The sequence below is a fragment of the Luteococcus sanguinis genome (assembly GCF_039527675.1).
Lineage (GTDB): Bacteria > Actinomycetota > Actinomycetes > Propionibacteriales > Propionibacteriaceae > Luteococcus > Luteococcus sanguinis.
Genome location: NZ_BAAAKI010000004.1, coordinates 15,091 through 38,681, shown reverse-complemented (window position 1 = coordinate 38,681; position 23,591 = coordinate 15,091). Strand labels below are relative to the sequence as shown.

Annotated in this window: 21 protein-coding genes; 4 read left to right on the top strand and 17 right to left on the bottom strand. The window is 70.0% G+C overall.

All coding sequences use genetic code 11. From position 1 onward, the window contains the following. Positions 1 to 26: 26 nt before the first annotated feature. Together ABD089_RS03880 and ABD089_RS03875 are read right to left on the bottom strand one after the other, a co-directional pair. Positions 27 to 758, bottom strand: a complete 732-nt coding sequence (locus ABD089_RS03880) for a DUF4241 domain-containing protein (RefSeq protein ID WP_343884895.1) — start codon at positions 756 to 758, stop codon at positions 27 to 29. Between the two features lie 80 nt (positions 759 to 838). Further along, on the bottom strand, positions 839 to 2,047 hold the full coding sequence (locus ABD089_RS03875; RefSeq protein ID WP_343884894.1) for an amino acid aminotransferase: 1,209 nt from the start codon (positions 2,045 to 2,047) through the stop codon (positions 839 to 841). An 86-nt stretch (positions 2,048 to 2,133) separates the two neighbouring features. On the opposite strand from ABD089_RS03875, the gene ABD089_RS03870 reads away from it, so the two are divergent. Next, complete coding sequence (locus ABD089_RS03870; protein ID WP_343884893.1) at positions 2,134 to 3,063, top strand: PfkB family carbohydrate kinase; 930 nt, start codon at positions 2,134 to 2,136, stop codon at positions 3,061 to 3,063. A gap of 28 nt (positions 3,064 to 3,091) precedes the next feature. On the opposite strand, the gene ABD089_RS03865 is transcribed toward ABD089_RS03870, so the two are convergent. The 7 genes from ABD089_RS03865 to ABD089_RS03835 form a co-directional block, all read right to left on the bottom strand. After that, on the bottom strand, positions 3,092 to 3,952 hold the full coding sequence (locus tag ABD089_RS03865; protein ID WP_343884892.1) for a PSP1 domain-containing protein: 861 nt from the start codon (positions 3,950 to 3,952) through the stop codon (positions 3,092 to 3,094). A gap of 172 nt (positions 3,953 to 4,124) precedes the next feature. Continuing rightward, positions 4,125 to 4,733 carry a DoxX family protein gene (locus ABD089_RS03860; protein WP_343884891.1) on the bottom strand — a complete coding sequence of 203 codons (609 nt, stop codon included), beginning with the start codon at positions 4,731 to 4,733 and terminating at the stop codon, positions 4,125 to 4,127. Positions 4,734 to 4,864: 131 nt separating this feature from the next. Next, a complete protein-coding gene (locus ABD089_RS03855) occupies positions 4,865 to 6,043 on the bottom strand; it encodes a DNA polymerase III subunit delta' (protein WP_343884890.1) in 1,179 nt (392 codons plus the stop codon). Further along, positions 6,040 to 6,732 (bottom strand): dTMP kinase, encoded by a 693-nt coding sequence (gene tmk / locus ABD089_RS03850; RefSeq protein WP_343884889.1) that lies wholly within the window; start codon positions 6,730 to 6,732, stop codon positions 6,040 to 6,042. Before tmk ends, ABD089_RS03855 begins: the two co-directional genes overlap by 4 nt. Next, positions 6,729 to 8,120, bottom strand: a complete 1,392-nt coding sequence (locus tag ABD089_RS03845) for a CYTH domain-containing protein (protein WP_343884888.1) — start codon at positions 8,118 to 8,120, stop codon at positions 6,729 to 6,731. Before ABD089_RS03845 ends, tmk begins: the two co-directional genes overlap by 4 nt. Before the next feature lies 1 nt (position 8,121). After that, positions 8,122 to 10,971 carry a type I DNA topoisomerase gene (gene topA, locus ABD089_RS03840; protein WP_343884887.1) on the bottom strand — a complete coding sequence of 950 codons (2,850 nt, stop codon included), beginning with the start codon at positions 10,969 to 10,971 and terminating at the stop codon, positions 8,122 to 8,124. 137 nt (positions 10,972 to 11,108) lie between these two features. Next, entirely contained in the window at positions 11,109 to 12,647 is a 1,539-nt protein-coding gene (locus tag ABD089_RS03835) for a DUF7059 domain-containing protein (RefSeq protein ID WP_343884886.1), read from the bottom strand. A 125-nt stretch (positions 12,648 to 12,772) separates the two neighbouring features. Here ABD089_RS03835 and ABD089_RS03830 point away from each other — a divergent pair, with 125 nt between their 5' ends. After that, on the top strand, positions 12,773 to 15,064 hold the full coding sequence (locus ABD089_RS03830) for a DEAD/DEAH box helicase (protein WP_343884885.1): 2,292 nt from the start codon (positions 12,773 to 12,775) through the stop codon (positions 15,062 to 15,064). Between the two features lie 115 nt (positions 15,065 to 15,179). Here the strand turns inward: ABD089_RS03830 and ABD089_RS03825 are convergent, their stop codons facing one another. The 8 genes from ABD089_RS03825 to ssd all read right to left on the bottom strand — a co-directional run bounded on the left by ABD089_RS03825 (position 15,180) and on the right by ssd (position 21,356). Then, positions 15,180 to 16,355, bottom strand: coding sequence for an AAA family ATPase (locus ABD089_RS03825; RefSeq protein WP_343884884.1), 1,176 nt, complete (start codon positions 16,353 to 16,355; stop codon positions 15,180 to 15,182). A gap of 65 nt (positions 16,356 to 16,420) precedes the next feature. Further along, complete coding sequence (locus ABD089_RS03820) at positions 16,421 to 16,813, bottom strand: Rv3654c family TadE-like protein (protein WP_343884883.1); 393 nt, start codon at positions 16,811 to 16,813, stop codon at positions 16,421 to 16,423. Beyond that, a complete protein-coding gene (locus ABD089_RS03815; RefSeq protein WP_343884882.1) occupies positions 16,810 to 17,178 on the bottom strand; it encodes a TadE family type IV pilus minor pilin in 369 nt (122 codons plus the stop codon). Before ABD089_RS03815 ends, ABD089_RS03820 begins: the two co-directional genes overlap by 4 nt. Positions 17,179 to 17,212: 34 nt before the next feature. Further along, positions 17,213 to 17,485 carry a DUF4244 domain-containing protein gene (locus ABD089_RS03810; RefSeq protein WP_343884881.1) on the bottom strand — a complete coding sequence of 91 codons (273 nt, stop codon included), beginning with the start codon at positions 17,483 to 17,485 and terminating at the stop codon, positions 17,213 to 17,215. 316 nt (positions 17,486 to 17,801) lie between these two features. Continuing rightward, positions 17,802 to 18,404: a type II secretion system F family protein gene (locus ABD089_RS03805; protein ID WP_343884880.1), complete on the bottom strand. Its 603-nt coding sequence runs from the start codon at positions 18,402 to 18,404 to the stop codon at positions 17,802 to 17,804. Further along, on the bottom strand, positions 18,401 to 19,201 hold the full coding sequence (locus ABD089_RS03800; protein ID WP_343884879.1) for a type II secretion system F family protein: 801 nt from the start codon (positions 19,199 to 19,201) through the stop codon (positions 18,401 to 18,403). The genes ABD089_RS03805 and ABD089_RS03800 overlap by 4 nt, the downstream gene beginning before the upstream one ends. Next, on the bottom strand, positions 19,198 to 20,349 hold the full coding sequence (locus ABD089_RS03795; protein ID WP_343884878.1) for a TadA family conjugal transfer-associated ATPase: 1,152 nt from the start codon (positions 20,347 to 20,349) through the stop codon (positions 19,198 to 19,200). Before ABD089_RS03795 ends, ABD089_RS03800 begins: the two co-directional genes overlap by 4 nt. Next, positions 20,346 to 21,356, bottom strand: coding sequence for a septum site-determining protein Ssd (gene ssd / locus ABD089_RS03790; protein WP_343884877.1), 1,011 nt, complete (start codon positions 21,354 to 21,356; stop codon positions 20,346 to 20,348). The genes ABD089_RS03795 and ssd overlap by 4 nt, the downstream gene beginning before the upstream one ends. Before the next feature lie 131 nt (positions 21,357 to 21,487). On the opposite strand from ssd, the gene ABD089_RS03785 reads away from it, so the two are divergent. Together ABD089_RS03785 and nhaA are read left to right on the top strand one after the other, a co-directional pair. After that, the gene (locus ABD089_RS03785) at positions 21,488 to 22,240 is read left to right on the top strand and encodes a class I SAM-dependent methyltransferase (RefSeq protein ID WP_343884876.1); all 753 of its coding nucleotides are present in this window, start codon (positions 21,488 to 21,490) and stop codon (positions 22,238 to 22,240) included. A gap of 89 nt (positions 22,241 to 22,329) precedes the next feature. Next, a complete protein-coding gene (gene nhaA / locus ABD089_RS03780) occupies positions 22,330 to 23,577 on the top strand; it encodes a Na+/H+ antiporter NhaA (RefSeq protein ID WP_386769121.1) in 1,248 nt (415 codons plus the stop codon). The last annotated feature ends 14 nt before the right edge of the window (positions 23,578 to 23,591 follow it).

Sequence of the window (23,591 nt, the reverse complement as noted above, 5' to 3'; positions counted from 1 at the left end):
TTGCTCGAGGGGGCGCCCAGCGATGACTACTTGCCGGAGACCCGACCGTCGCCCTGGTCGGGCTCCACGTCGATGGTGGGCTCCTCGTCCAGCTCACTGTCGTCGAAGTCCTCGTCCTCGAAGGGGTAGCCCGGGTCGCCGACGACCATCAGGTCCACGTGGATCGCCACCAGGTTGCCGTCCGCGTCCTTGGTCGCGACGACCGGGTAGAAGCCCTCGCCGAAGCCCGAGCCGCTGACCACGACGTTCTCGCCATTGCTGGCCCAGTCCATCGTCACGTCGGCCGCCATGTCGGGGCTCTCGTCGTCCTCGGGGTACAGCTGCAACTTTGCGTCCTCGGGCATGGCCTCGCTGGCGGCGGCGTCCGCGAAGGCCACCGCGCCCTCCTCGACCGGGATGCCGAACATGTCGAACTCGCCCTCGTCCTCGCCTTCCTCGTCGTCGGACTCGAAGACGGCGACGGCGGGCACCAGCTCAACCGGCACACCCTGCGACAACACCACCGACACATAGCCCTCGATCAGGTCGGAGCCGTCAGCGTCCTCGGACACGTCCACCATTGTGGCGCGCACCGGGTACTCCCCCGGCTCCACCTCGAAGGTCAGGGGCTCGTGGAAGTTCAGGAAGGGGTCGCTGACCCCGAGCCGACCGGAGGGAACCTTCACCGTCCCCAACTCGCGGATGCTCAGCAGGCCGCTGCCGTCTTCGGGGTCGTCGACGGGTCCGGTGGTCAGGGCGTGGAAACGAGTGATGTCCATGCCCCAACCCTGACAGACAACCCACCCCGGCGACATGGCTGAGGGGTGAATTCTTCCCGTGCGCTGCCGAACGCCGAAGCTCAGCTGACCGCCGAGATCGCCCCCGCCACGTGCTCGACATTGCCATCGTTCAGCCCGGAGATGCAGATGCGTCCGTCCTCGGTGCCGTAGACGCCGAAGTCATCGCGGAGGGCCAGCATCTGCTCCGGCGACAGCCCGGTGAAGCTGAACATGCCGCGCTGCTCGGTGACGAAGGCGCCATCCAGGTCGTGGTCCTCCAGACCGGCCCGCAAGGCGGCGCGCATCGCGACGATCCGTTCCCGCATCCGGGTCAGCTCCGCGGCCCAGTCGGCGCGCAGTACCTGGTCATCCAGCACCCGCTGCACCAGCGCGGCTCCGTGAGACGCCGGAGACGAGTAGTTCGTTCGCACCAGCCGGCACAGCTGGGAGCGCACCCGACGCGCCTCGTCGGCCCGGTCGCAGACCACGCTCAGCCCACCCACGCGTTCGCCGTAGAGCCCGAAGTTCTTGCTGAAGGAGTTCGCGACGGCGAACCGCTGACCCGTGCGGGCGAAGACCTCGACGGCGGCGCGATCCTCGCCCAGCCCGTCACCGAGGCCTTGGTAGGCCATGTCCAGCAGCACGAACAGCCCCCGTTCGGCGGTCAGTTGGGCGAACTGCTCCCACTGCTGCGTGGTCAGGTCATACCCGGTGGGGTTGTGGCAGCAGGCGTGCGCCACGACGAGGGTCCCGGGGGCGGCAGCACGGACGTCCGCGAGCATCCCCTCAACGTCCAGGCCGACGCCGTCGTAGTAGCGGTAGGTGCCCACCTCCAGCCCCGCACCCTCGAGGATCGCGCGGTGGTTGGCCCAGGTCGGGTTGCTGACGATCACCCTGGTCACCCCGAGCTCGACGCGCGCCAGGTCGGCCATCTCCTTCACCGCACCCGAGCCACCCAGCGTCTGGATGGTGGCGACGGTGTCCAGGTCGACCAGTCCCTCACCGAAGACCAACCCTTGGATCGTCCGCGCCAACCCAACAGTCCCACCGATCGGCAGGTACCCGCGCGGGCCCGGGTCGACGGCCAGCGACTGCTCCGCAGCCCGCACGGCCTGCATCAACGGCAGGCGTCCGTGCTCGTCCAGGTAGACCCCGACGCCCAGATTCACCTTGTACTCCCGCTCATCCGCCGCGAAGAGGTCGATCAGCCCCAGGATCGGGTCGCCGGGGTAGTAGGCCACGCGCTCGAAGTCGAGGGGCTGTGCGTCAGTAGCGCTGGGGGACGTCATGCGCACCAGCCTGCCACCACGCCGCTAGCCTGTGACCACCCGTGGGCGAGCGTGGACGCCCGCCACCAGCCGTGATGGAGGAACCGATGGCGCGCGTCATCCACACCGGGCAGGCCCTCGTCGACGTCGTCGTCGACATCCCAGCACTGCCCTGGCGCGGCGACAACTCGATGGCCACCAGCTACAACCGCTACGCCGGCGGCGCGACGAACATACTGGTGGCCTCCGCGCGCACCGGCGCAGCGTCAGTGCACGCCGGCGCTCATGGAACCGGGCTCAATGGCGACCTGATTCGGCAGGTGATGGCCGCCGAGCACATCACCGTGTCCGCTCCCCCGGTCGAGACCGCCGACACCGGCATCTGCTTCGTGATGATCGAGCCCAACGCCGAGCGCACCTTCGTCACCACCCAGGGCGCCGAGCGGATGATCAGCGTCGAATCGCTGGCCACCTGCTCCCCCGAGCCGGGTGACCTGGTGAATGTCACCGGCTACTCCTTCGTGCTGCCCGCCACCCGCGACCCGCTGCTGGCCTGGCTCGACACCCTCGCGTCGGGGGTACAGCTCGTCCTGGACCCTGGCGCCGCCTTCTCCGCGCTGCCGCGGCCCATCCGCGAACGCGTCCTGGCCCGCACGGACGTCTGGACGTCGAACGCCGACGAGGCCTACCAACTCTCGGCAGTGCACGGGATGAAGGAGTCGGCCAAGGCGTGTGCACACTTCCTGCCCAAGGACGCCGTGACGATCGTGCGTGACGGCAAGGAGGGCTGCGCGGTGCGGATCGGCGGCACGACGACGATGCTCCCCGGCTACCCGCAAAAGCCCGTCGACACCAATGGCGCCGGCGACTGCCACACGGGCGTGCTGAACGCCGAGTTCACGCTGAACGGTGGCGACTGGTTGGCGGCCGCGCGTCGGGCCAATGCGGCGGCGGCGGTGAAGGTGACGCGCAAGGGCCCGGCGACCTCGCCGACGCGCGCCGAGGTGGACGACTTCTTGGCCAACTGGAAGGGCTGAGGTTTGGTCGCCCGACCGTCTGGACGGCTCAGGGCTGGTCGGCCTGGCGGCGAATCTTGGAGTGGCGTTCCTTGCGGGCCTTGGACTTCGGGCAGACCTCGGTGAGCGGGCAGCGCTGCACCTCCCCGTTCTCCAAGCGGACGGTGACCGACTGCCCGGGCGCGGAATGGCCGATGACCTTCCCGTCACCGGAGGCGGTGGTCACCACGTCCCCGATCGGTGGGGCATTGCGCTCGAACTCCGCGTACAGCGGGTGCTCGTAGGCCAGGCAACACATCAGCTTGCCGCACTGGCCCTGGATCTGGAGCGGGTTGCCGGCCATGCTCTGCGAGCGGGCAAGCCGCATGCTGATGGGCTCGAAGGTCTGCAGCCAGGTGGAGCAGCACAGTTCCCGTCCGCACTGCCCGATGCCACTGGTCAGCCGAGTGGCGTCGCGGGCGGCCACCTGGCGCAGGTCGATGCGGGCTCGCAGCGTCTTGGCCAGGTCGGGGATCAGGGCGCGGAAGTCGACGCGCTCAGGCGCGCTGAAGTAGATGGCGACCATCCGGTCGACGTCGATGGCGCGGTCGACCAGGTCCACGGCGACCACCTTCATCGCCAGCCCGTGCCGAGCGACCAGCTCCCGGGACACGGCCATGGCCTCGGCACGGGCGGCGCGGTTGCGCTCGTCCCGGGCCAGGGCGTCCGCGTCGGCCCGCCCGGCACACAGCGGCAGGGCAGCGGCGGGCTCCTCGGACGAGGGCTCCGGCGCCCACACCACGCGGCACACCTCGGGGCCGTTCTCGGTGGGGTACAGCACCCAGTCGCCCACGGCATAGGAGTTCTCGCCGGGATCGAGGTAGTGCAGCTGGCCGTACTGCTCGAAGGTGACGGCCATGACGCGAGACATGGATGCCACCCTAGTGGGCGCTGGTACGACCACTACGACAAGGAAAGAACGAAGACGACCGCCCTTGAGTGGTGCGTCCCGTTCGGCGACGAAACCGAACGCCCCACGACCCACCGGGCGGGTCGAGGGGCGTTCGTCTGCCAGAACGTTCGTCTGCCAGAAACGGTGTGGCTCAGTTGCCGTACTTGTTGCGACGACGGGACGCGCGGATCGAGCCGTCGATGCTCCAGCGGCCGGCGCCCAGGAACAACAGCGCCAGACCGACGCCGGCGAGCAGCAGTTCCAGCTCGCCGGTGAATCCCGGGACACCGCTCTGGAAGGGGTTCTCCTTGCCCCACTTGACCATCGCCAGGGCACCGATCGCAATGGCGGCGATGCCCAGGCCAGCCAGCCGGGTCGCGAAGCCGAAGACCAGGGCGACGGCGGCGAGCACCTCGGCGACGCCGGTGCCCCACGCCGCGTACAGCGGGGAGGGGATGTTCAGCGACTCGAAGAAGGCACGGGTGGAGTCGATGTCGGTGAGCTTCTGGAAGCCGTGGATGCCCATGATCGCGGCCGTCACCGGGCGCAACAGGAACAGGCCCAGCGAGGGCAGTGCCTTGTCAGTGGTGGGCTTCGGCACGGGGGTGGCGTAGGCGGCGGGCTCGTTGGAGTGGTCCACCACGCCGAGGGAGCGGTTGCGGGCGGCGCGCTCCTCGGCGCGGCGACGCTCGATCTCGGCCTGCTCGTCGGCGGTGGAGATGATGCGGGTGGGCTCGTTGCCGTACTCGGGCTGGGTCATTGCTGCGTCCCTTCGCTGCTGGGGAAGTTGGTTGCCGCGCGGGCACTAGTCCCCTCAAGTCTCCCAGCACGACGACGCAGGGACGGGTAGTGACACCCCTCCCCCTGCCAGCGAGTGCACCGGTCGGGGCGCTACCGCTCGCCGAGCGAGAGCAACATTGCCTCCATCGCCAACAGGGGTGCCACATTCGTCTCCAGTGCCTCACGGCAGGCCAGGATCGCATCGATGCGGCGCAGCGTCCGCTCGGCCGTGCAGGCGCGGGCCTGTTTCTCCAGCTGGGAGCGCAGGTCACCGTTGATCAGGTGCGCACCCGTCGCGGCCGAGGGGTCGATGCCGTGGGTCTGCAGCGACAGCACGTCGCGGTACCAGGTGGTCAGCTCGGTGAGCACCCGGTCGAGGGCGTCACGCTGCAACCGCTTGGCGCGGGCCTTCTGCTGGTCGTCGAGGTCCTTCATCGCCGCCTGGGCATTGCGGGGACGGGCTCCCTTGGCGCCGAAGCCGAGGGCCTGTTCCAGTTCCGCGCGCTCCTTCTGGTCGATCTCGGCGGTGGCCTTCGTCGCCTCATCGGTGGCCGCCTTCACCAGGTTGTCGGCGGCGGTCAGGCACGCACCGACGCTGGACAGCTGGCCGGGGATCTGCAGCACCTGGTGGCGCCGATTGCGGGCCTCCTCGTTGCGGGCGAGCACCCGTGCCCGTCCGATGTGGCCCTGCGCGGCGCGGGCTGCATGGGAGGCCAGCGCGAGGTCGATCCCATCGCGACGGACGAGCAGTTCGGCGACGGCATCATCGCGCGGGGTGGCGAGCTGCAGCTGGCGGCAGCGGGACCGGATCGTGACGATCACGTCTTCCGCGGACGGTGCACACAGCAGCCAGACGGTCTTGGGCGCGGGTTCCTCGATGGCCTTCAACAGGGCGTCCGCGCCACGGTCCGTGACTCGGTCGGCGTCCTCCACGACGATCACCTGACGGCGTCCCTTGGTGGGGCTCATCGCGGCCCGGCGGACGTACTCTCGCACCTCGTCCACGCCGATCGAGAGCTGCTCGGTGCGCACCAGGGTGACGTCGGGATGGGCACCTGACAACGAGGTTCGGCAGTCATTGCAGTGGCCACAGCCGCCGGTGCGGCACTGCAGTGCGGCAGCGAAGGCGCGGGCGGCGTTCGAGCGTCCCGAACCCGGAGGCCCGGTGACCAGCCAGGCGTGGGTCATCGCGTGACGCTCACCGGTGACGGCGCGACGCAGCACCTCGACGGCGCGTTCCTGCCCGACGAGCTCAGCCCAGACCCCCTGGCCGACCGCTGGTGTGTTCACGAGCCCATCGTGTCAGCAGGCACTGACACTTCTGCGAGCAGCGGCTCCAGGCGCTCCCGGACCCGCTGGCTGATCGACCCGATCGAGTCCCTCGCGGGCAGCACCAGGTAGTGCTCGGGGTCCCGTTCGGCAAGGGCCAGGAAACCGGCCCGCACCCGGCGGTGGAAGTCGTCGCCCTCGCGCTCGATCCGGTCCTTCGTGTGCAGGCGGTTGACCGCGTGGTCTGGGTCGACGTCCAACAGCACGGTCAGGTGCGGACGCAGCGATCCGGTGGCCCAGCGGGCGATCGTCTCGACGTCGTCGGCGGCCAGGAAACGCCCTGCCGCCTGGTAGGCGATGGTGGAGTCGACATAGCGGTCACTGACGACCACCTCGCCGCGGTCCAGCGCGGGACCAACCACCTCGTCCACATGTTGTGCCTTGTCAGCGATGTAGAGCAGGCACTCGGCGCGCGGCCCGATCGGGCCGGAGTCTGGGCTGAGGACGAGCCTGCGCACCTGGGCGCCCAGCCAGCTGTCGCCGGGTTCGTGGGTGGTCGTGAAGGCGACGCCGCGCTCGGTCAGCCAGCGCGAGAGGGCCCGCACCTGGGTGGTCTTGCCGGCGGAGTCCCCGCCCTCGAAGACGACGAAGACCCCTCGACGCGCTCGGGGATCGTTGCTCGCCGCTCGGGGGGCGTGAGGAGGGGTCACTTCTTGCCCTTCTTGCGCCGCCGCTCGGAGGACTCCTTCGCGCGGAGCATCTCACGGCGCAGCTTCGGCCAGTGGTCGATGAAGTCCAGTCGTCCAGCCGCTCGCTGCTGCAGGGCGCGCTCCAGCTCGCGTCCGGCCTCGAAGGCCTCGTCCACGCTCCAGCCCGGCTCGACCAGCGACGACGGGATGCACGTCTGGGCACCGGACAGCAGCTCGGCCAGCGTGTCGACCGTCTTCCCGGCGCGCCGCGCGGGACGCCCGAGCAGCGGCTCGGCGACATGGACCATCGACTGCAGCTGTCGGGCGCTCGCCAGGCAGGCGGCCCAGCGCTCGTCCGGGGTCGCCAGGTTCAACGACTCGGCCCGGTCGAACAGGATCGTCGTGGCAGCCACCAGCTGGTGGCGGAACTCCTGCGCGGCGCCATGGCGGGAGTGGTCACCCAGCCGGGGAGCACGGACGGCCGAGACCACCGCGTCCAGCACCCGGAAGTACTCATCACCCAGCGCGTTGATCCGGGTTCCCTCGGGCAGGGAGATCACGGCCCCCAGGTCTTGCTCGACGGCCGCCAGCCAGCCCGGATCGAGGGCGAAGGAGACCCCGCGCAATTCGCGCTGCAGGGCGCGCAACTCCTCGAGCAGCGCCTTCCCCTCGCCCTCAGGACGATTGCGCAGCTCCAGGTCGGCGCGCAGCAGTGCGGTCAGTCGCTGGCTCAAGAGCCAGGAGACGAAGCCCTCAAGGGTGAAGTCGTCGTTCCACTCGCGCGGCCCGCCGAAGTCCGTCAGCCCGGTCGCGGGGGCGCCGAGGCGCTCGACCAGGCTGGGGAAGGCGCCCACTCGGGTGCCACCGGAGTAGACCAGCGCTTCCGACAGGTGGGTGCGCTGCTCACGGGTCATCGCGTCGGCCGGACGGACGGTGACTTCGCGGTGCCGTCCAATCGTCACCCCGCCGCGACGGATCGTCAGCCGGTCGTCGCGGAGCAGCCCGAGCGCCTCATCGTCGGTGCCCAGGACGCGCCACTCGACGCGCTTGAGGGTGATCGCGGCTACGGGTCCCAGCGTCGCGGACCGGCGGAAGGGACGCACCAGCAGGGCGAACTCCTCGGGCAGGTCACCGTCGGCGCCCAACGGCTCGATCCGGTTGGTGGGCAACCACGGGCCCCAGCCCGGCGCGTCCAGGTACCACTCGCCGAGCCCATCGTGCACGCGGTGCGCGAGCACGATGCCGGCGCGCAGTAGCCGGTTGTCGGCGGTGTCGAGCAGAGTGGTGTCGCGGGTGACGCAGTGGCCTGCGCCGCGCGCGACAACCCGCTCGATGCCCAGTTCGGGCCGCACCAGCATCGGCTCGGCCAGGGCAAAGGGCATCTCGAAGCGCAGCGCCCGCAACGACATGTCAGGCCTCGCTCGCCGGGGTGGTGGCCTTGCTGGGGGTGCGGGGGGCGGCGGTCTTCTTGGTGGCCGTCGTCTTCGCAGCACTCGTCTTGGCCGTGGTCGTCTTCTTCGCCGCTGTGGTCTTGCTCGCCGCGGTGGTCTTCTTGGCAGCCGTCGTCTTCTTCGTGGCCTTCTTGGTCGTCTTCCGCGCGGTCTTCTTGGCCGGGCCCTTCGCGCGCTTCTCGGCCAGCAGCTCGGCGGCGCGCTCGATCGTGATCGACTCGACCGAGTCGTCGCGGCGCAGCGTCGCGTTGTACTCACCGTCGGTGACGTAGGCGCCGAAGCGTCCGTCCTTCACCAGCACCGGGTTCCCGGAGACCGGGTCGGGCCCGAGTTCCTTCAGCGGCGCCGCCGCAGCCGCGCGTCCACGCTGCTTGGGCTGGGCGTAGATCGCCAACGCCTCGTCCAGCGTGATGTCGAAGATCTGGCTCTCGCTGGCCAGCGAGCGCGAGTCGGTGCCCTTCTTGAGGTAGGGGCCGTAGCGTCCATTCTGCGCGGTGATCTCGACGCCCTCGGCGTCGGTGCCGACCACGCGCGGCAGGCTCATCAGCCGCAGCGCCTGCTCCAGCGTCACGTCGTCCACGCTCATCGTCTTGAACAGCGAACCGGTGCGCGCCTTGACGCCCTTCGGGGAGTCCTCGGGCAGCACCTCGGTGACATACGGGCCGAAACGGCCATTGCGCGCCACGATCGGGGTGTGGTTCTCCGGGTCGAGGCCGAGCTCGCGCTCCTCGCCCATCGGGTTCTCCAGCAGCTGCTTGGCGTGCTCCAGGGTCAGCTCGTCCGGCGGCAGTTCGTCGGCGACATTCGCGCGGCGTCCCTGCTCGTCCTCGACATAGGTGCCGTAGCGCCCCACCCGGACGTTGACCTGGTCGTCCACCTCACCGATCTGGAAGGTCGACAGCTCGCGGGCGTCGATGTCGCCCAGGTGGTTGACCAGCTGGTACAGGCCCTCGCGGCCGTTGGGGGCCAGCTCGGAACCCTCGGCGGCGGGCGTGGTGTCAGCCTCGGGCTGGCCCGAGCGGGCACCCCAGTAGAACTCGTTGAGCACCTGTAGGCGCTTCAGGTTGCCGTTGGCGATCTCGTCGAGGTCGCTCTCCATCGCGGCGGTGAAGGTGTAGTCGACCAGCTTGGGGAAGTGCTCCTCCAGCAGCCGGGTCACCGCGAAGGCCAGCCAGGTCGGCACCAGCGCGGAGCCCTTCTTGAAGACATAGTCACGCGCGGTGATCGTGCGGATGATCGAGGCATAGGTGGACGGACGCCCGATCTCCAGCTCCTCGAGCTTCGCGACCAGCGAGGGCTCGGTGTAGCGGGCCGGGGGACGCGTCTCGTGACCGGCCGCGTTCAGCTTCGCGGCACTCAGCTGCTGGCCCTCGGCGAGCTTCGGCAGGCGCGCCTGCTCGTCGTCGCCGCCGTCATCCGGCTCGTCGGAGCCCTCGACATAGGCCTTCAGGAAGCCGTGGAAGGTGATGGTGCGCCCCGACGCGGTGAAACCCGCGGTGGTGACCCGCTGGCCGGCCACCTCGGCGCCGACCGGCGCCTCGATCTTCACCGTCAGGCTGTGGCCCTTGGCGTCGGTCATCTGGGAGGCGATGGTGCGCATCCAGATCAGCTCGTACATCCGGAACTGGTCGCCGCGAAGGCCCGTCTGGGCAGGGGTGCGGAAGGTCTCACCGGCGGGACGGATGGCCTCGTGCGCCTCCTGGGCGTTCTTCACCTTGGAGGTGTAGACGCGCGGCTTGTCGGGCACGTAGTCGTGGCCGAAGAGCTGCTCGGCCTGCTGGCGGGCCGCCTGGATGGCCTGGCCCGAGAGCGTCACCGAGTCGGTACGCATGTAGGTGATGAAGCCGCCCTCGTAGAGCTCCTGGGCGACGCTCATCGCGCGCTGGGCGCTCATGCCGAGCTTGCGACCGGCCTCCTGCTGCAGGGTCGTGGTGCGGAAGGGGGCGTAGGGCTTGCGGGTGTAGGGACGCTGCTCGACCGAGGTGACGGTGAACTGCTTGCCCTGCAGCGTTTCACGCAACGTTGCGGTGGCGGCCTCGTCCAGGACGAGGGTGTTGCGGGAGCTCAGCGAACCGGTGGCGTCGAAGTCACGTCCGGTGGCGACCCGGTGGCTGTCCAGGGTCGTCAGGCGGGAGCTGAACTGGCGGGGCTCGGCAGACGCGCCGGCGTCCAGGATCGCCTCGAGGTCCCAGTAGGAGGCGGCGCGGAAGGCGATGCGTTCGCGCTCCCGGTCGACGACCAGACGGGTGGCGACCGACTGCACGCGTCCGGCCGACAGGCGCGGCATGACCTTCTTCCACAAAACCGGGGACACCTCGTAGCCGTAGAGGCGGTCGAGGATGCGGCGGGTCTCCTGCGCATCGACCAGGTCGAGGTCGAGGTCGCGGGTGTTCTCCACGGCGTCAGTGATGGCCTTCTTCGTGATCTCGTGGAAGACCATCCGCTTGACCGGCACCTTCGGCTTCAGTTCCTGCAGCAGGTGCCACGCGATGGCCTCGCCCTCGCGGTCACCGTCGGTGGCCAGCAGCAGCTCGTCGGAGTTCTTCAGGTCGTCCTTGAGCTTCTTGATCGTCGCCTTCTTGGCGGCGTTGACGACGTAGATGGGCTCGAAGTCGGCCTCGACGTTGACGCCGGTGCGCGCCCACTTCTCACCCTTGAACTTGGCCGGCACCTCCGAGGCACCACCGGGCAGGTCACGGACGTGACCGCGCGAGGATTCCACGATGTAGCCGTCGCCGAGGTAGCCCTGGATCTTGGTCGCCTTGGTGGGCGACTCGACGATCACGAGCCGGCGGGTGCTGGGTGCCATGGTTGCAATGCCTTCGCTGCTGGGTGCTGTCCGGTCAAGGCCGGCTTGCCGGGCGACGGCGTCGAGATGGACCATCTCGATCGAACCGGCCCGCGTGTGGTCATGGTAGCCGCCTGCGCCGACGCTCCGGTTCCGCCTCAGCCCAGCAGACCGTCGCGCAGGGCCTGGCGGATGCCCGGTTCGACGGATGCGACCAGCTCTGCCTCGTCGAGCTCGAGGATCTGCGCCAGGGCCGCGGTGATCTGGCCGAGGGCAAGGTCGCCGTCGCAGGCTCCCAGGACGCCGCCCAGTGCGGTGTCGACCTCCATCGCGCGGCGCAGTCCCGCACCCGAGCGCAGGACGATGTGTTGCGGATCCTGTGCGCCGGGTTCGCCCAGCGCCTCCTGGGTGACGTGCGCGGCGAGCTGCCAGTTCCGGCCGAGCAGCTCGGCGGTTGGCAGCGCGGCATTCGTCCAGCACTGCTGGTGTTCGGCGATGGCGGCGCCCACGGGCTGGGAGACCTCATAGGGCCACGACTCGATGCGGACGATGGGTTCGGCGCGGTTGGCGCGGGTGACGGTGAGCCAGCCCATGCCGACCCCGACAATGCCCAGCTGGTCGAAGTAGGCCAGCCATTCGCGGTAGCGGGGCTCCCATTCGGGGCTGCCGGCCAGGCCCGCGTCGGTGAGCCAGACCTCGATGTAGTGGTGCACGTCCAGGCGTTCGCGCTCGACCACCCACAGGTCGCAACCGGGCGGCGCCCAGCTGGCGAGGCGGTCTTGCCAGGGCTGGTCGGCGGTGATGGCCCAGTTCCCAAGCACCTGCAGCGTCCCGCCGTCGGTGAGGTGGTCGACAGACTGGGTGATGATCGTGCGGACGAGTCCGTCGCCGGCCAGGGTGCCCTCGCGGTAGACGAGGCGCTCACCCTCGGTGGTGGGTGGGCTCATCACATAGGGCGGATTGGTGACGACCAGGTCGAAGCGTTCCCCAGCGACCGGCTCGAACAACGATCCCGCGCGCACCTCGTAATCGGCCTGGTTCAGTTCGGCGGTGATGGCGGCCATCTGGAGGGCGCGCGGGTTGATGTCGGTGGCGACGACCCGGTCGGCGTGGGTGGCCAGGTGCAGGCTCTGGACCCCGCAGCCGGTGCCCAGGTCGAGCGCGGAGCCGACGTGCGTGGGGATGGTCATCTGGGTCAGGGAGCTGGACGCCGGGGAGACGCCGAGCACGTAGTCGGGACGGGTTCGGGTGACCACCTGGTCGAGTCCGGGGGTCAGGTCGCTGACGACCCAGGCGTCCAGCTCGGTGGCGTCGTCGGTGTCGGACCCCCCAGCCCCGAACTCCCCAGCTCCGGACCCCCCAGCGCCGGGGCCTTCGGCGCCGTACGGACGCACGTCGACCAGCGCGCGCACCTGCTCGTCCCCCACGGCGAGCAAGCCTGCGTCGACCAGGTTGTCGAGCGGAATTGCGGCCGCGGCTGCGTCGCGCGGCACGGCCCGTTGCAGCAGCCACAGCTTGATCAAGGTGGCCTGCGGGTCGTCATGGCCTTCGATGGCGACCAGCGCGGGGATCGTCGAGTTGCGCTGGAGCCCCTCTTGCCCGGCCTGCCCGATCCGGTCGAGCACGGCGTCGATGGTGTAGTTGGCGGCCCGCAAGGCCTGTCGCAGGGCGGGGACGTCGAGACGCTGGAGGCTCATGGGCGCAAGGCTACGGTCCCCGACCCTCCCCGAGCCGACCACGCACCTTCCCGGGCCTCCCGACGGTCCCTTCTGCCTGCTCCCCAACGACTGTCTCCACGGAACTGTCGGACCCCCGTGGCAGCATGGTCGCCGTGCAGGCGCCGTGGTCAACCCGAGAGCAGGTCTGCCACGTCGACCACCGCGATGCCTCCCCTGGACGCACCGACGAGTGGCCCGCGTGGCTGCCCGACGACGTCCGCGAATCGATCTCGGGGCAGGGCATCGCCCGTCCATGGGCCCACCAGCGCGAACTCGCAGAACACGCCTTCGTCGGCCGACACGCCGCCATCTGCACCTCCACCGCTTCGGGCAAGACCCTCGGCTACCTGCTGCCGGTGATGGCAGCGACTGCCTCAGCCACTCCAGTGCTGGGCGTTCCGGTGGAGTCGGTGCGCGCCCAACTCGTCTCCCGCGGCCACACCGCCCTCTACCTGGCACCGACGAAGGCCTTGGCTCACGACCAGTTGCGCGCCGCCCAGGAGCTCGGGCCGGATGGCTGGAAGGTCACCTGTCTCGATGGCGACTCCGACCAGGCCGAGCGCCGGTTCGCCCGCGAGTTCGCCAGCTATGTGTTGACCAACCCCGACATGCTGCACCGCTCGGTGCTTCCGAACCACTGCCGGTGGGCCGGTTTCCTCGGTTCGCTCCGCTATGTCGTCATCGACGAGTCGCACCGCTACCGCGGCGTCTTCGGTGCGCACGTTGCCGCCGTGCTGCGCCGGCTGCGTCGGCTGTGTGAGATGTACGGGGCGCACCCCACCTTCATCCTCGCGTCGGCCACCGCGTCCAATGCCGGTTCCGCCGGCGGGAAGCTGATCGGCGAGGAGTCGATCGCGGTCGTCGACGACGATGCCTCCCCCCACTCGGCGCGCGACGTCTTGTTGTGGCAGCCATCCGACACCGCACCGCACGACGCGGCCGAGCTGATGGCCGAACTGGTCGACATGGGCAAGCAGGTCATCACCTTCGTCCCGTCCCGGACGATGGCCGAGCTGATCGCGGTGCGCGCGCAGGACCGGGTAGTCGGCGGCGGCGTGATCGCCTCCTACCGGTCGGGCTACCTGGCGAACGACCGGCGATCCATCGAACACGCCCTGCAGACCGGCGAGGTGAACGGCGTCGCCGCGACCAATGCGCTGGAGCTTGGCATCGACATCTCCGGGATGGACGCGGTGATCGTCTGCGGTTTCCCGGGGACGCTCGCCGCCCTGTGGCAGCAGGCTGGCCGCGCCGGGCGTGGGTCGCGCGACGCGCTGGTGGTGTTGATGGCTCGCGAAGACCCTCTGGACGCCTATCTGTTCAGCCATCCCGAGTTGGTCTTCGATGCGCCCGTCGAGACGACCGTGTTGTACCCCGAGAACCCCTATGTGCTCGGCCCGCACCTGGCCGCGGGGGCGCAGGAGGCTCACCTCACCCCGGTCGACGAGCGCTGGTTCGGCCCGACGATGGGTCAGCTGGCTGACTCGTTGGCCAAGCAGAACCTGTTGCGCCGGCGTCCGCAGGGTTGGTTCTGGACCCGCCCCGACCGGGCGGTCGACTCGATCGACCTGCGCTCGCTGGGTGGGCGTCCGTTGGACATCGTGGACAAGGTCACCGGACGTGTCGTCGGGCAGGTCAACCGCGGGGACGCCGACCGCACCGTCCACGACGGTGCGGTGTACCTGCACCTTGGGGAGCAGTGGCTGGTGGACGAGTACGACCCGGCCGAGCAGCAGGTGCTGGTGCATTCCGAGCGTCCCGGCTACTACACCCAGCCGAAACAGGTCTCCGAGGTGCGGATCCTCGCCGAGCGGGAACGTCGTCCGTTCGGACGCGGCGTCGTCTGCACCGGGGACGTCGAACTGTCGGAGCAGGTGATCGGCTATCTGCGCCGGGACGAGATCACCAGCGAGGTGTGGGACACCACACCGCTGGACCTGCCCGTTCACACCATGACGACCCGGGCGATGTGGTGGCTGCTGCCCGACGAGCTGGTCGCAGACCTCGGGCTGGACGCTGTGCAGTTGGCGGGCGCCGCGCATGGCGCGGAGCACTGCGCAATCGGACTGCTACCCGCCTTCGCCCCCTGCGACCGGTGGGACATCGGCGGGCTGTCGACGATCGTGCACCCCGACACCGACCAGTGCACGATCGTGGTGCACGACGGGCATCCGGGCGGGGCCGGCTTCGCCGAGGAGGGCTATCGGACGGCCGAGGCGTGGGCGCTTGCGACGCTGGAAAGGCTCGAGTCGTGCCCGTGCCAGCACGGCTGCCCGGGTTGCGTGGTCTCGCCCAAGTGCGGGAACCAGAACCAGATGCTCGACAAGCAGGCGGCGCGCCAGCTGTTCGCCGCCCTGCTGGGGGTCGACCAGGTCCCCGACTCCGTGGAGCCCTGAGCCATCCGGAGGCTCGCCCGAACGACCCCCGAACGACCCCCGAACGGGATCCAGAAGACCTGAACGATCCCCGTACCCCGCATGCGCCCAACGATCCCCCGAGCTGGCCAAGCGGTCAGCGGCTCCCCCAGTCCCAGGCGGGACGATCGAGCAGGCCCTCACGTCCGGCGACCATGGTCTCGCCGAGGTCCTTCTCCAGTTCGACGGCCACGACCCGGCCCTCGTGGCGGGCGAGGAGCGCGGTGACGATCGCGTCGGAGTGCGAGACCACCACCACCTGGGTGCGTTCGGCCGCGGCTGCGATCAGGTCGGCCAGCCCCGGCAGCAGGTCCGGGTGCAGGGACGACTCGGGCTCGTTGAGCACCATCAGCTCCGGCGGGCGTGGGCTCAACAGCGCAGCGGCATGCAGCAGGAAGCGCAGCGTCCCGTCGGACAGTTCCTCGGCACCCATGGTGCGCAGCATCCCCGGTTGGGTCATCCCAACGCCCCACCGCAGCCCGTCGCAGTCGACCTGTACTCGACTGCCGGGGAAGGCCCGGTCGATGGCAGCGTTGAAGGGATCGGCCCACGCCGATTCGAGGATGGTCTGGATCGCCGGGGCCAGGTCGGACCCGTCGGCAGACAGGACGGGCGTGAAGGTCCCGACCTGCGGCTGCCGGGAGGGCGCGTGGGCGTCCACCCGGAAGCCGTCGTAGAAGCGCCACGACCGGACGCTCTGGCGAACCCGCAGCACTTCCGGGGTGCTGTTTGGGTCGGCCACCTCGGACAGGATCGAGTCTCGCTCTCCCAACTCCTCGGTGATGGTCGTCCAGCCGTCGTCTCGGACGTCAACCTTCGATCCCTTGCGCCGCACCAGGGTGCTGGCCGGACGCATGACAGAGCCCGCGAAGATGACCTCCCGCTTGATGACCGGGTCGTGGGCGAAGGCGGTCGGCATCCCGCTGAACTGCGGGAGTCCGACGTCGATCAGGTAGCCGAGGTCGTCGGTGGCGAAGCCCAGCATCAGGCTGACGGGCTTGATCCGCTTGCCCGTCCCCTGCACTGGGTGGTCCCCGCGACGCATCGCGGCAGTGAGCTGTTCCGGCCCGGCCCACAGCACCGACTGGAGCCCACCGGAATGGGCGAGCGACCCCACCAGGTCTCCTTGGGCGGTCTCGGCCGCGAGCCGAAGCGCCCGGTAGAGGCTCGACTTGCCTGATCCGTTGCCCCCCGTCACCACGGTCACGGGCCCGGGCTCCACGACGAGGTCGCGGATGCTCCGGTACCCGTGGATGGCGAGCTTCTCGATCATGGCCTCACCCTAGGAGTCACCTCCGACAGGTTGGGCACGCAGCTGATGGCTCGCCTCGACGCGGATCATCTCGGGATGCTCCCGGCGACCGCGTCGCGGACCGCCCACTTCGGGCCTCCGGTGACGTGCGGGAGTAGTTCGCTGCGGACCTCGACCCTCACCACGAAGTCACGGGCATCACCCGTGACTTCGCAGCTGGTCACCTCACCGCCGTTCTCGCGAGCGATGGCGCGGGCTGCGGCGCACTCGTCCTTGCCATGGACGTGGGCCGATGCGCCCGCCAGCGAGGCAAGGTCCGCGGCCCGACCGGCGCGCTGGATGCTCACCAGCCAGCCCACGATCCAGACGCCGACGAAGGTGGCCCCCACCACGAACATGACGATGATGGCCGTCAGCACCGTGCCAGACCCGCGTTCCGACCGAACCGGGCGGTGCGAGGAACCGCCGAGCCTGCTCACTTCCCGACCCCCGGCTCCAGCTTGGCGACGGCCGTCCCCTCGACCTGGACGCTGCCGAGCTTCCCGAAGGAACTGGACGCCCGAACGACCACGCGCACCTGCTCGTCGGTGGTCCTCACATCAACGCGACCACCCTTCGGTACGCGCTTCTTGGCCTGGTCGGCGGCCTTGGAATCGGCGCGGGCGACCTGCCGGGCCACCTGGCCCGCGACATCCTCACACCGTCCCTGCAGGACGACGAGCATGACGACCCAGCAGGCCACCGCCACGGCGAGGCTGGCGGTGAGCAAACCCACCGCCAGCTCCACCGTGACCATGCCCCGGTCCCCCAACCGACGCCCGGATGGGCTGGGCATGCCCCCCATCACGCACCTCCTCGCGTACCAAGTGGTCGGTGGATCAGCCGAGCTTCTTGCTCATCTGGCCGATCAGGGCGGTCACCTGCTTCAGGAGCTCGGTGAAGAACTCGTTGTCGTTGAAGACCTTCACCAGCACCAGCGCCAGCGCGATCGCGGCCAGGATGCCGACGGCGTACTCGGCGGTGACCATGCCGCGCTGGGCCAGGCTGGCCGCACGCGCCTTGCGGATCTGGCCCTTGGTGGGCGTGGTGACCGGAGCAACGGTGTCGGCCCACTCGGTGGAGACGACCTCGGCGACGGGAATGGAGTTCATGGGTGTTTCCTCTCGTGAGTGGCACCTCGTGGTGCCGGGCGGGTGTGCCCTCACCCTTCACACTTGTCATTCGGACCCCGAATTCTTCAGCCCCGGCGAGCGCCTGTGGACAATTCCTCCGTCGACCGCCAGCTGTGGAAAACCTCGCTCCAGACGCCCCTCATGGTTGGCAGGCATGATCGCGAGGGCGGCTGGCCGGAGGTCCCCTCGGCAGGCCCAGGGAAGGTCACGGGGTTCTGGCCCTGAACATGAACCGAGCCCAGGAAACACCGAGGTCGGTGGTTCCTGGGCTCACTGCCGGAGCCATGCCAGCTCGTCAGCGCAGTGACATGTTCTGGGCCAGGCCCGCGATAATGGGGACGATACCCAGCAACATGAAGGCCGGCAGGTAGCAGCCCATCAGCGGGCCCACCGCCTTCACTCCCACGGATCGGGCCTGACGGGTCAGGGCGTCACGACGTCGGGAGCGCGCGTCCCCGGCCAGCCGTCGTAGCGTCACAACAGCGCCCGTCCCGGTCGTCGACGACCGCGCCATTTCCCGCGCGGCATCACCCCATTCCGGGTCTTGCGCCAACGCCGACCATGCCTCCGCCTCGGGCACGCCGACCCCGACACGAGCCACCACCTGTGCCAATGCCTCACCCGCGCCCGGCGGACCCGACGAGGCCACCTCCGAGGCGGCCACCCGCGGCGGAAGGCCAGCCGCCAACGCAGCGGCCAACAGTTCGAGGGTCTCCGGCAACTCACGTTGCACCCGCTCCCGACGCTTCGCTTCGGCCCGACGCGGGAGCCGCGGCACCCACTCCGGCAGATCAGGCCTGCTGCGCCGGGGGCGGGCCAGCGCGCGCAGCCGTCCCTGGTCGCTCATCAGGAACCACACCGCCGCACCGGCGCACAGTGCCGCCATGAACTCCATCATGCCTCCTCAGCGCCGGCGCCGAGCCGGTCACTCCACACCACGCCCGCGCAGGTCAGCGCGACGCCGGCGACCAGGCACAGCTGCCCCGGCAGCGAACCCAGCAGGAAGCCCACGGGATCACCGCCTGAAACCTTGCCCATCCCGACGCCGATCAGGGGCAGCAGCGCCATCAGCTTGGCGCTGGCCCTTGGCCCCGCCAGCTCCGCACCGACGAGTTCCCGCGTCGACTGTTCCGAACGGACCTGTTGTGAGACCTGGTCGGCCAGCCCCTTCATGGGCGCTCCCAGCCGCTCCCCCAGCCGCCAGGCGCGTCCGAGGCTCGCCAACCCCTCCTGCCCGATGGCCTCCCCGGCCCGCACCAGCGCGGCCGAGACATCCCCGCCGATCGAGGCTGTTGCCACTGCCGGTTCGAGCGCCGGGCACTCCATCGCCGCCACCTGCAGCGCCGCCCTCGGCGTCGCACCGGATGACAACTGCGCCGACACGACCTGCGCCGCCACGGACACCCGTTGCCGCGCGGCGGCCACCCGGCGACGCTCCAGCCACAAGGACAATTGACGTGCGGCGGTGCCGCCGAGCAGCACCGCCACAGTGGCCCACGCTCCGCCCGATGCGCCGGACAGCGTCGTGACGGCCAACACCACCAGCACCGCGAGCATCACCAACCAGAAGGTCGCCGACCCCCAGCTGCGCCGGGAGCGCCGCGGGGCGTCCACCTCCCGCAGCCGTCGTCCCGAGTCGGGCGGCAGCATGAACAGGACGCAGACCACCGCCCACCCGAGCGCCAGGAGCGTCATGACAGCACCTCCTGCAGGCGGTCCCATCCGGGCCCGCGGACCCCGTCGGCACCGGGGGCAGGAATGGTCCACGCGTCCACGACCCGCACCAGCGAGTCTGCCCCCCGTTCCAGGACACCAACCTGCGCCACACCTCGCCGGCCGTCCGGCCAGCGTTTGATGTGCACCACCACTCGCAGCGCGCTGGCGACCTGTGCGTGACAGGCATCGCGGCCCAGCCCACCCAATGCCGCCAGTGCCTCCAGCCGAGCGGGCAGGTCTGCTGCAGAGTTCGCGTGCACCGTCCCGCAACCGCCCTCGTGGCCGGTGTTCAGCGCCGTCAGCATGTCGCACAGCTCCGCCCCGCGGACCTCTCCGAGCACCAACCGGTCCGGCCTCATCCGCAGCGCCTGTCGCACCAGGTGGGTCATCGACACCGCACCGACGCCCTCGCTGTTGGCCACCCGCGACTCCAGCCGGACGCAGTGCGGGTGCCGCGGCACCAGCTCGCGGCTGTCCTCCACCACCAGCAGCCGTTCATGATCGGGGACGAGCTCCAACAACGCCCCCAGCAAGGTGGTCTTGCCCGTACCTGTTCCCCCGGTCACCAAGAAGGCGACCCGCGAGGCCACCAGTCGGCGCAACAGCGCCGCGGTCGAGGCCGACATCGATCCGCCTGCGACGAAGTCGTCCAACCCCATCCCGCCGATCGAGGGGACGCGCAAGGAGATGCAGGTTCCGGGGGCGGCCAGGACAGCCAGCACCGCGTGCAGACGGGTGCCATCAGGCATCCGGGCGTCCACGCAGGGGGACGCGTCGTCCAGTCGTCGCCCGGCGCCCGCAGCCAACCGGACCGCCAGTGCGCGTACTTCCTCCTCGCTACCGAATCGCACTTCGGAGCGCTCAAGGCCCCGGCCACGGTCGACCCAGACCTGGTCGGGCCCATTGACCAGCACGTCCGTCACTCCCGTTTCTCGCACGAGCACTTCCAGCGGTCCGGCGCCCACCGACGTGCGCCGCAACTGGTCGAGGGTGCGCAGCACCAGGGCGTCCGAGACGACCGTCCCCATCGCGCGCAGGGCATCGGCGACATCGGACGGACGATAGGCGCGCCCCAGCGCGGCCAGCCGGACGCGAACCAGCTCCAGCTGCTCGGCCTCGCTGGTCATGACGTCATCACCAGGTCCAACAGTCGGCCGACGTGGCGGGCGTAGCGCCCGCGTCCGCGCCCCGGTGGCTCACCGGCCTCCATCGCGCGGGCGACGCGACGATCATCCGGCAGCTCACCCACGACCGGCAGGCCGAGGCTCTCCTCGACCAGCCGCGGCTCGACCCGTCGTCCTGACCCTCGGCGCACCACCACCTCAACGCCCCGCAGGCCCTGGGTCTCCACCTGCGCCCGGGCGGCCATGGTGGAACGCACGTCCCCGCCAACCACCACCAGGTGGTGCAGTTCCGGCCACGACAACGGAGCCCGCCCTCTGCCCAGGTCGAGCACGACCACCTGGTGGCTGGCGCTCAACGCCTGCACCACCGACCGGATCGCCTCCAGCGGGGGTTCGCCGGGCGTGCGCCCAGCCGAGACGAGGTCGACACCCGCCACATTAGGCAGCCGTCCGGACAGCGCCCCGAGATGGCCGCTGGCGGACGACAGCTCCGGCCACCGCCAGCCCTCGGCGGTCTCGGCCCCGACGAGAAGGTCCAGCCCGCCGCCCAAGGGGTCCAGGTCGACGACGGCAGCCCGGAGCCCCCGGGCGGCCCCCACCTGCGCCAGGGCGCAGGCAAAGGTGCTCGCCCCCACCCCGCCGGAGCCGCCGCTGACCGCCACGATGCGCGCCTCCCCGGGCGCCTCGTCCAGACGGTCGACCAAGGAAGCCAACAGTGCGCTCTGCTCGGGCAGCACCAGCACCGAGGCTTCCAGGGGCGCTGACCATGCCACCAACTCGTCGACCCTCGGGCCGACCAGATGGACGTTCGCCCGGGACGGCAACCCCAGTCCGGCGACCAGCGGCGCCATCTCGCTCCCCACGAGGGTCAGCGGCGCCTCGGACCACCACCGCCTGATCTCCTCCGGTTCCCGGACCACCTGCGCTTCGGCCTGCGCAGCCGCGCACGCAACGAGCGCGTGCTCAACGGTCTGCGGATCCCTGCTGATGACGACGACGAAAGTTCCCACGCCTTCACTCTTGTCATTCGGGCCGTTCACTTTTCACCAGCCGGAAAGCTGTGGAAAACCCCGTCCGTGCCTTGTCCACAGGCAGCGGCATGCGCGTCGGGGCAAGCCTCGAGAAGCCCTAGAGTGGGCCCATGCAGGGATCCCGACGCACCCAGTTCCCCAGCCCAGCTGTCGACTGGATGGTCCCGCTGCACGCAGCCCGCGTCCTCACCCTCGGCGGCCCCGCGTCCCTACCCCGGCTGCTGTCCAGCTCTGGGCACCGCGTCTTCGCCGTCGACAAGAACGTGGACCACGTCGAGCAGTTGCACGCCGACCCTCGCCTCGTCACCGTCGCCGCTGAGGCCGAGTCGCTGCCCTTCGAGCCGTGCCAGTTCGACGCCGTCGTCGCCCATCAGGTCTTCCACCGGTTCGCGCCCGGTCTGGTGCTCTCGGAGATGGCTCGCGTGCTGCGCCCCGGCGGCACCGCCAGCGTCTCCTACCTCGTCCGCGACGACTCCGTGCCGTGGGTGCGCCGTCTGGTATCTCTGCTGCGTCAGGTGGACGACGACATCATGCGCGGCGACTACGGCACCGATTCGGTCGCGGCCCTGGTGGAGAGCAAGTACTTCCCGCGGGTCGAGAGCCGCGACTTCCGCGTCTGGCAGCCGATCAACCGGGCTGGACTGCAGGCGATGGTGGCCGCGCAGCCGGCCGTGGCCGCCCTGGACGACGACCTGCGCCAGCTGGTGCTGGGTGACGTCCAAGAACTCTACGACCGTTCGGCGCCGGGCGCGGACGACCTGCGATTGCCCTATCAGCTGCGGGTGTGGCGGGCCTGGGTCGACCACCAGGAGCTCACCGCGCCGATCGACCTGTCCGACGACGGGCTTGTCATCCCGCTCTAGGTCGAAAACTCAACCCCCGCTGCCAAAGCAAACCCAACCCCCGCTGCTAAACTCGCCCACGGTGTGCCGGGAAGTCTGGTCGGCGGTTCATGCCGCCCTACCCGAGAGGACCTCCTGTGAGCTTCCGCCCTTCCCGCATCGCCTTCGGCCCCGGACGTGCCGCCGACCGCATGCACCTGGCCGACATCGTCCGTCAGGAGACAGTCGGCGGTTTCCTGATGCTGGCCGCCACCATCGCCGCGCTGTTGGCCGCCAACCTCGCCCACACACCCTATGAAGCGCTGGCCCACTGGCAGTTGGGCCCGCTGACCTTTCACGCCTGGGTCGTCGACGGGTTGTTGACCATCTTCTTCTTCGTCGCCGGCATGGAGCTCAAGCGTGAGTTCGTCGAGGGTTCGCTGAGCCGACCCGCGGACGCGCTGCTGCCCATCCTGGCTGCGGTGGGCGGCATGCTCGTGCCTGCCGTGCTGTACCTCGTCATGAACCTCGGCGGCGACGGACGGTTGGGCGGCTGGGCGATCCCGATGGCGACCGACATCGCCTTCGCACTGGCCGTCCTGTCCGTGGCGGGCAAGCATCTGCCGGACGGGGTGCGTGCCTTCCTGCTCACGCTGGCGATCGTGGACGACCTGGGCGCGATCATCATCATCGCGGTCTTCTTCGCGAGCGGGATCCAGTTGCCCTGGCTGGCGGCAGCCTTCGCCTGCATCGCGGTCTTCGCGGTACTCCAGCACCGGGGCATCGACTCCCTCTGGCTGCTCATCCCGCTGGGGATCGCCGCGTGGTGGTTCATGCACTCCTCCGGCGTGCACGCCACCATCGCCGGCGTCGCCCTGGGCTTGGCCGTCCGCACCCGCGAGGACGAGCTGCACGACCCCTTGGACCGCTGGCGCCACGCAATCGAGCCGTGGAGCGCCGCGCTCGTCGTCCCACTGTTCGCGTTCATGTCCGCCGGCGTCGAAGTGAGCGGCGACGCAGCTCGGGCGCTCGTCACCAACCCGGTGCCCCTGGGCGTGCTCCTTGGCCTGCTGGTGGGCAAATTCATCGGCGTCTACGGCGCTGCCCGGCTGACCGCACGGTTCACCTCCGCGGAATTGGCCAATGGCGTGCGCTGGCCCGACATCCGGGCCACGGCGATGGTGTGCGGCATCGGTTTCACCGTCTCCCTGCTGGTCAGTGACCTGGCCTTCGCGGACGAAGTGGAACTGGCCGGGGAGGCCAAGATGGCGGTACTGGTGGCGTCCGTGCTGGCCGCACTGGTGGGCGCGCTGATGCTGCGCCGTCGCGACGGGGCCCACGAGCAAACGCGGATCGCGGCAGAGGAACAGATCAGCTGACCGCGATATCGAGG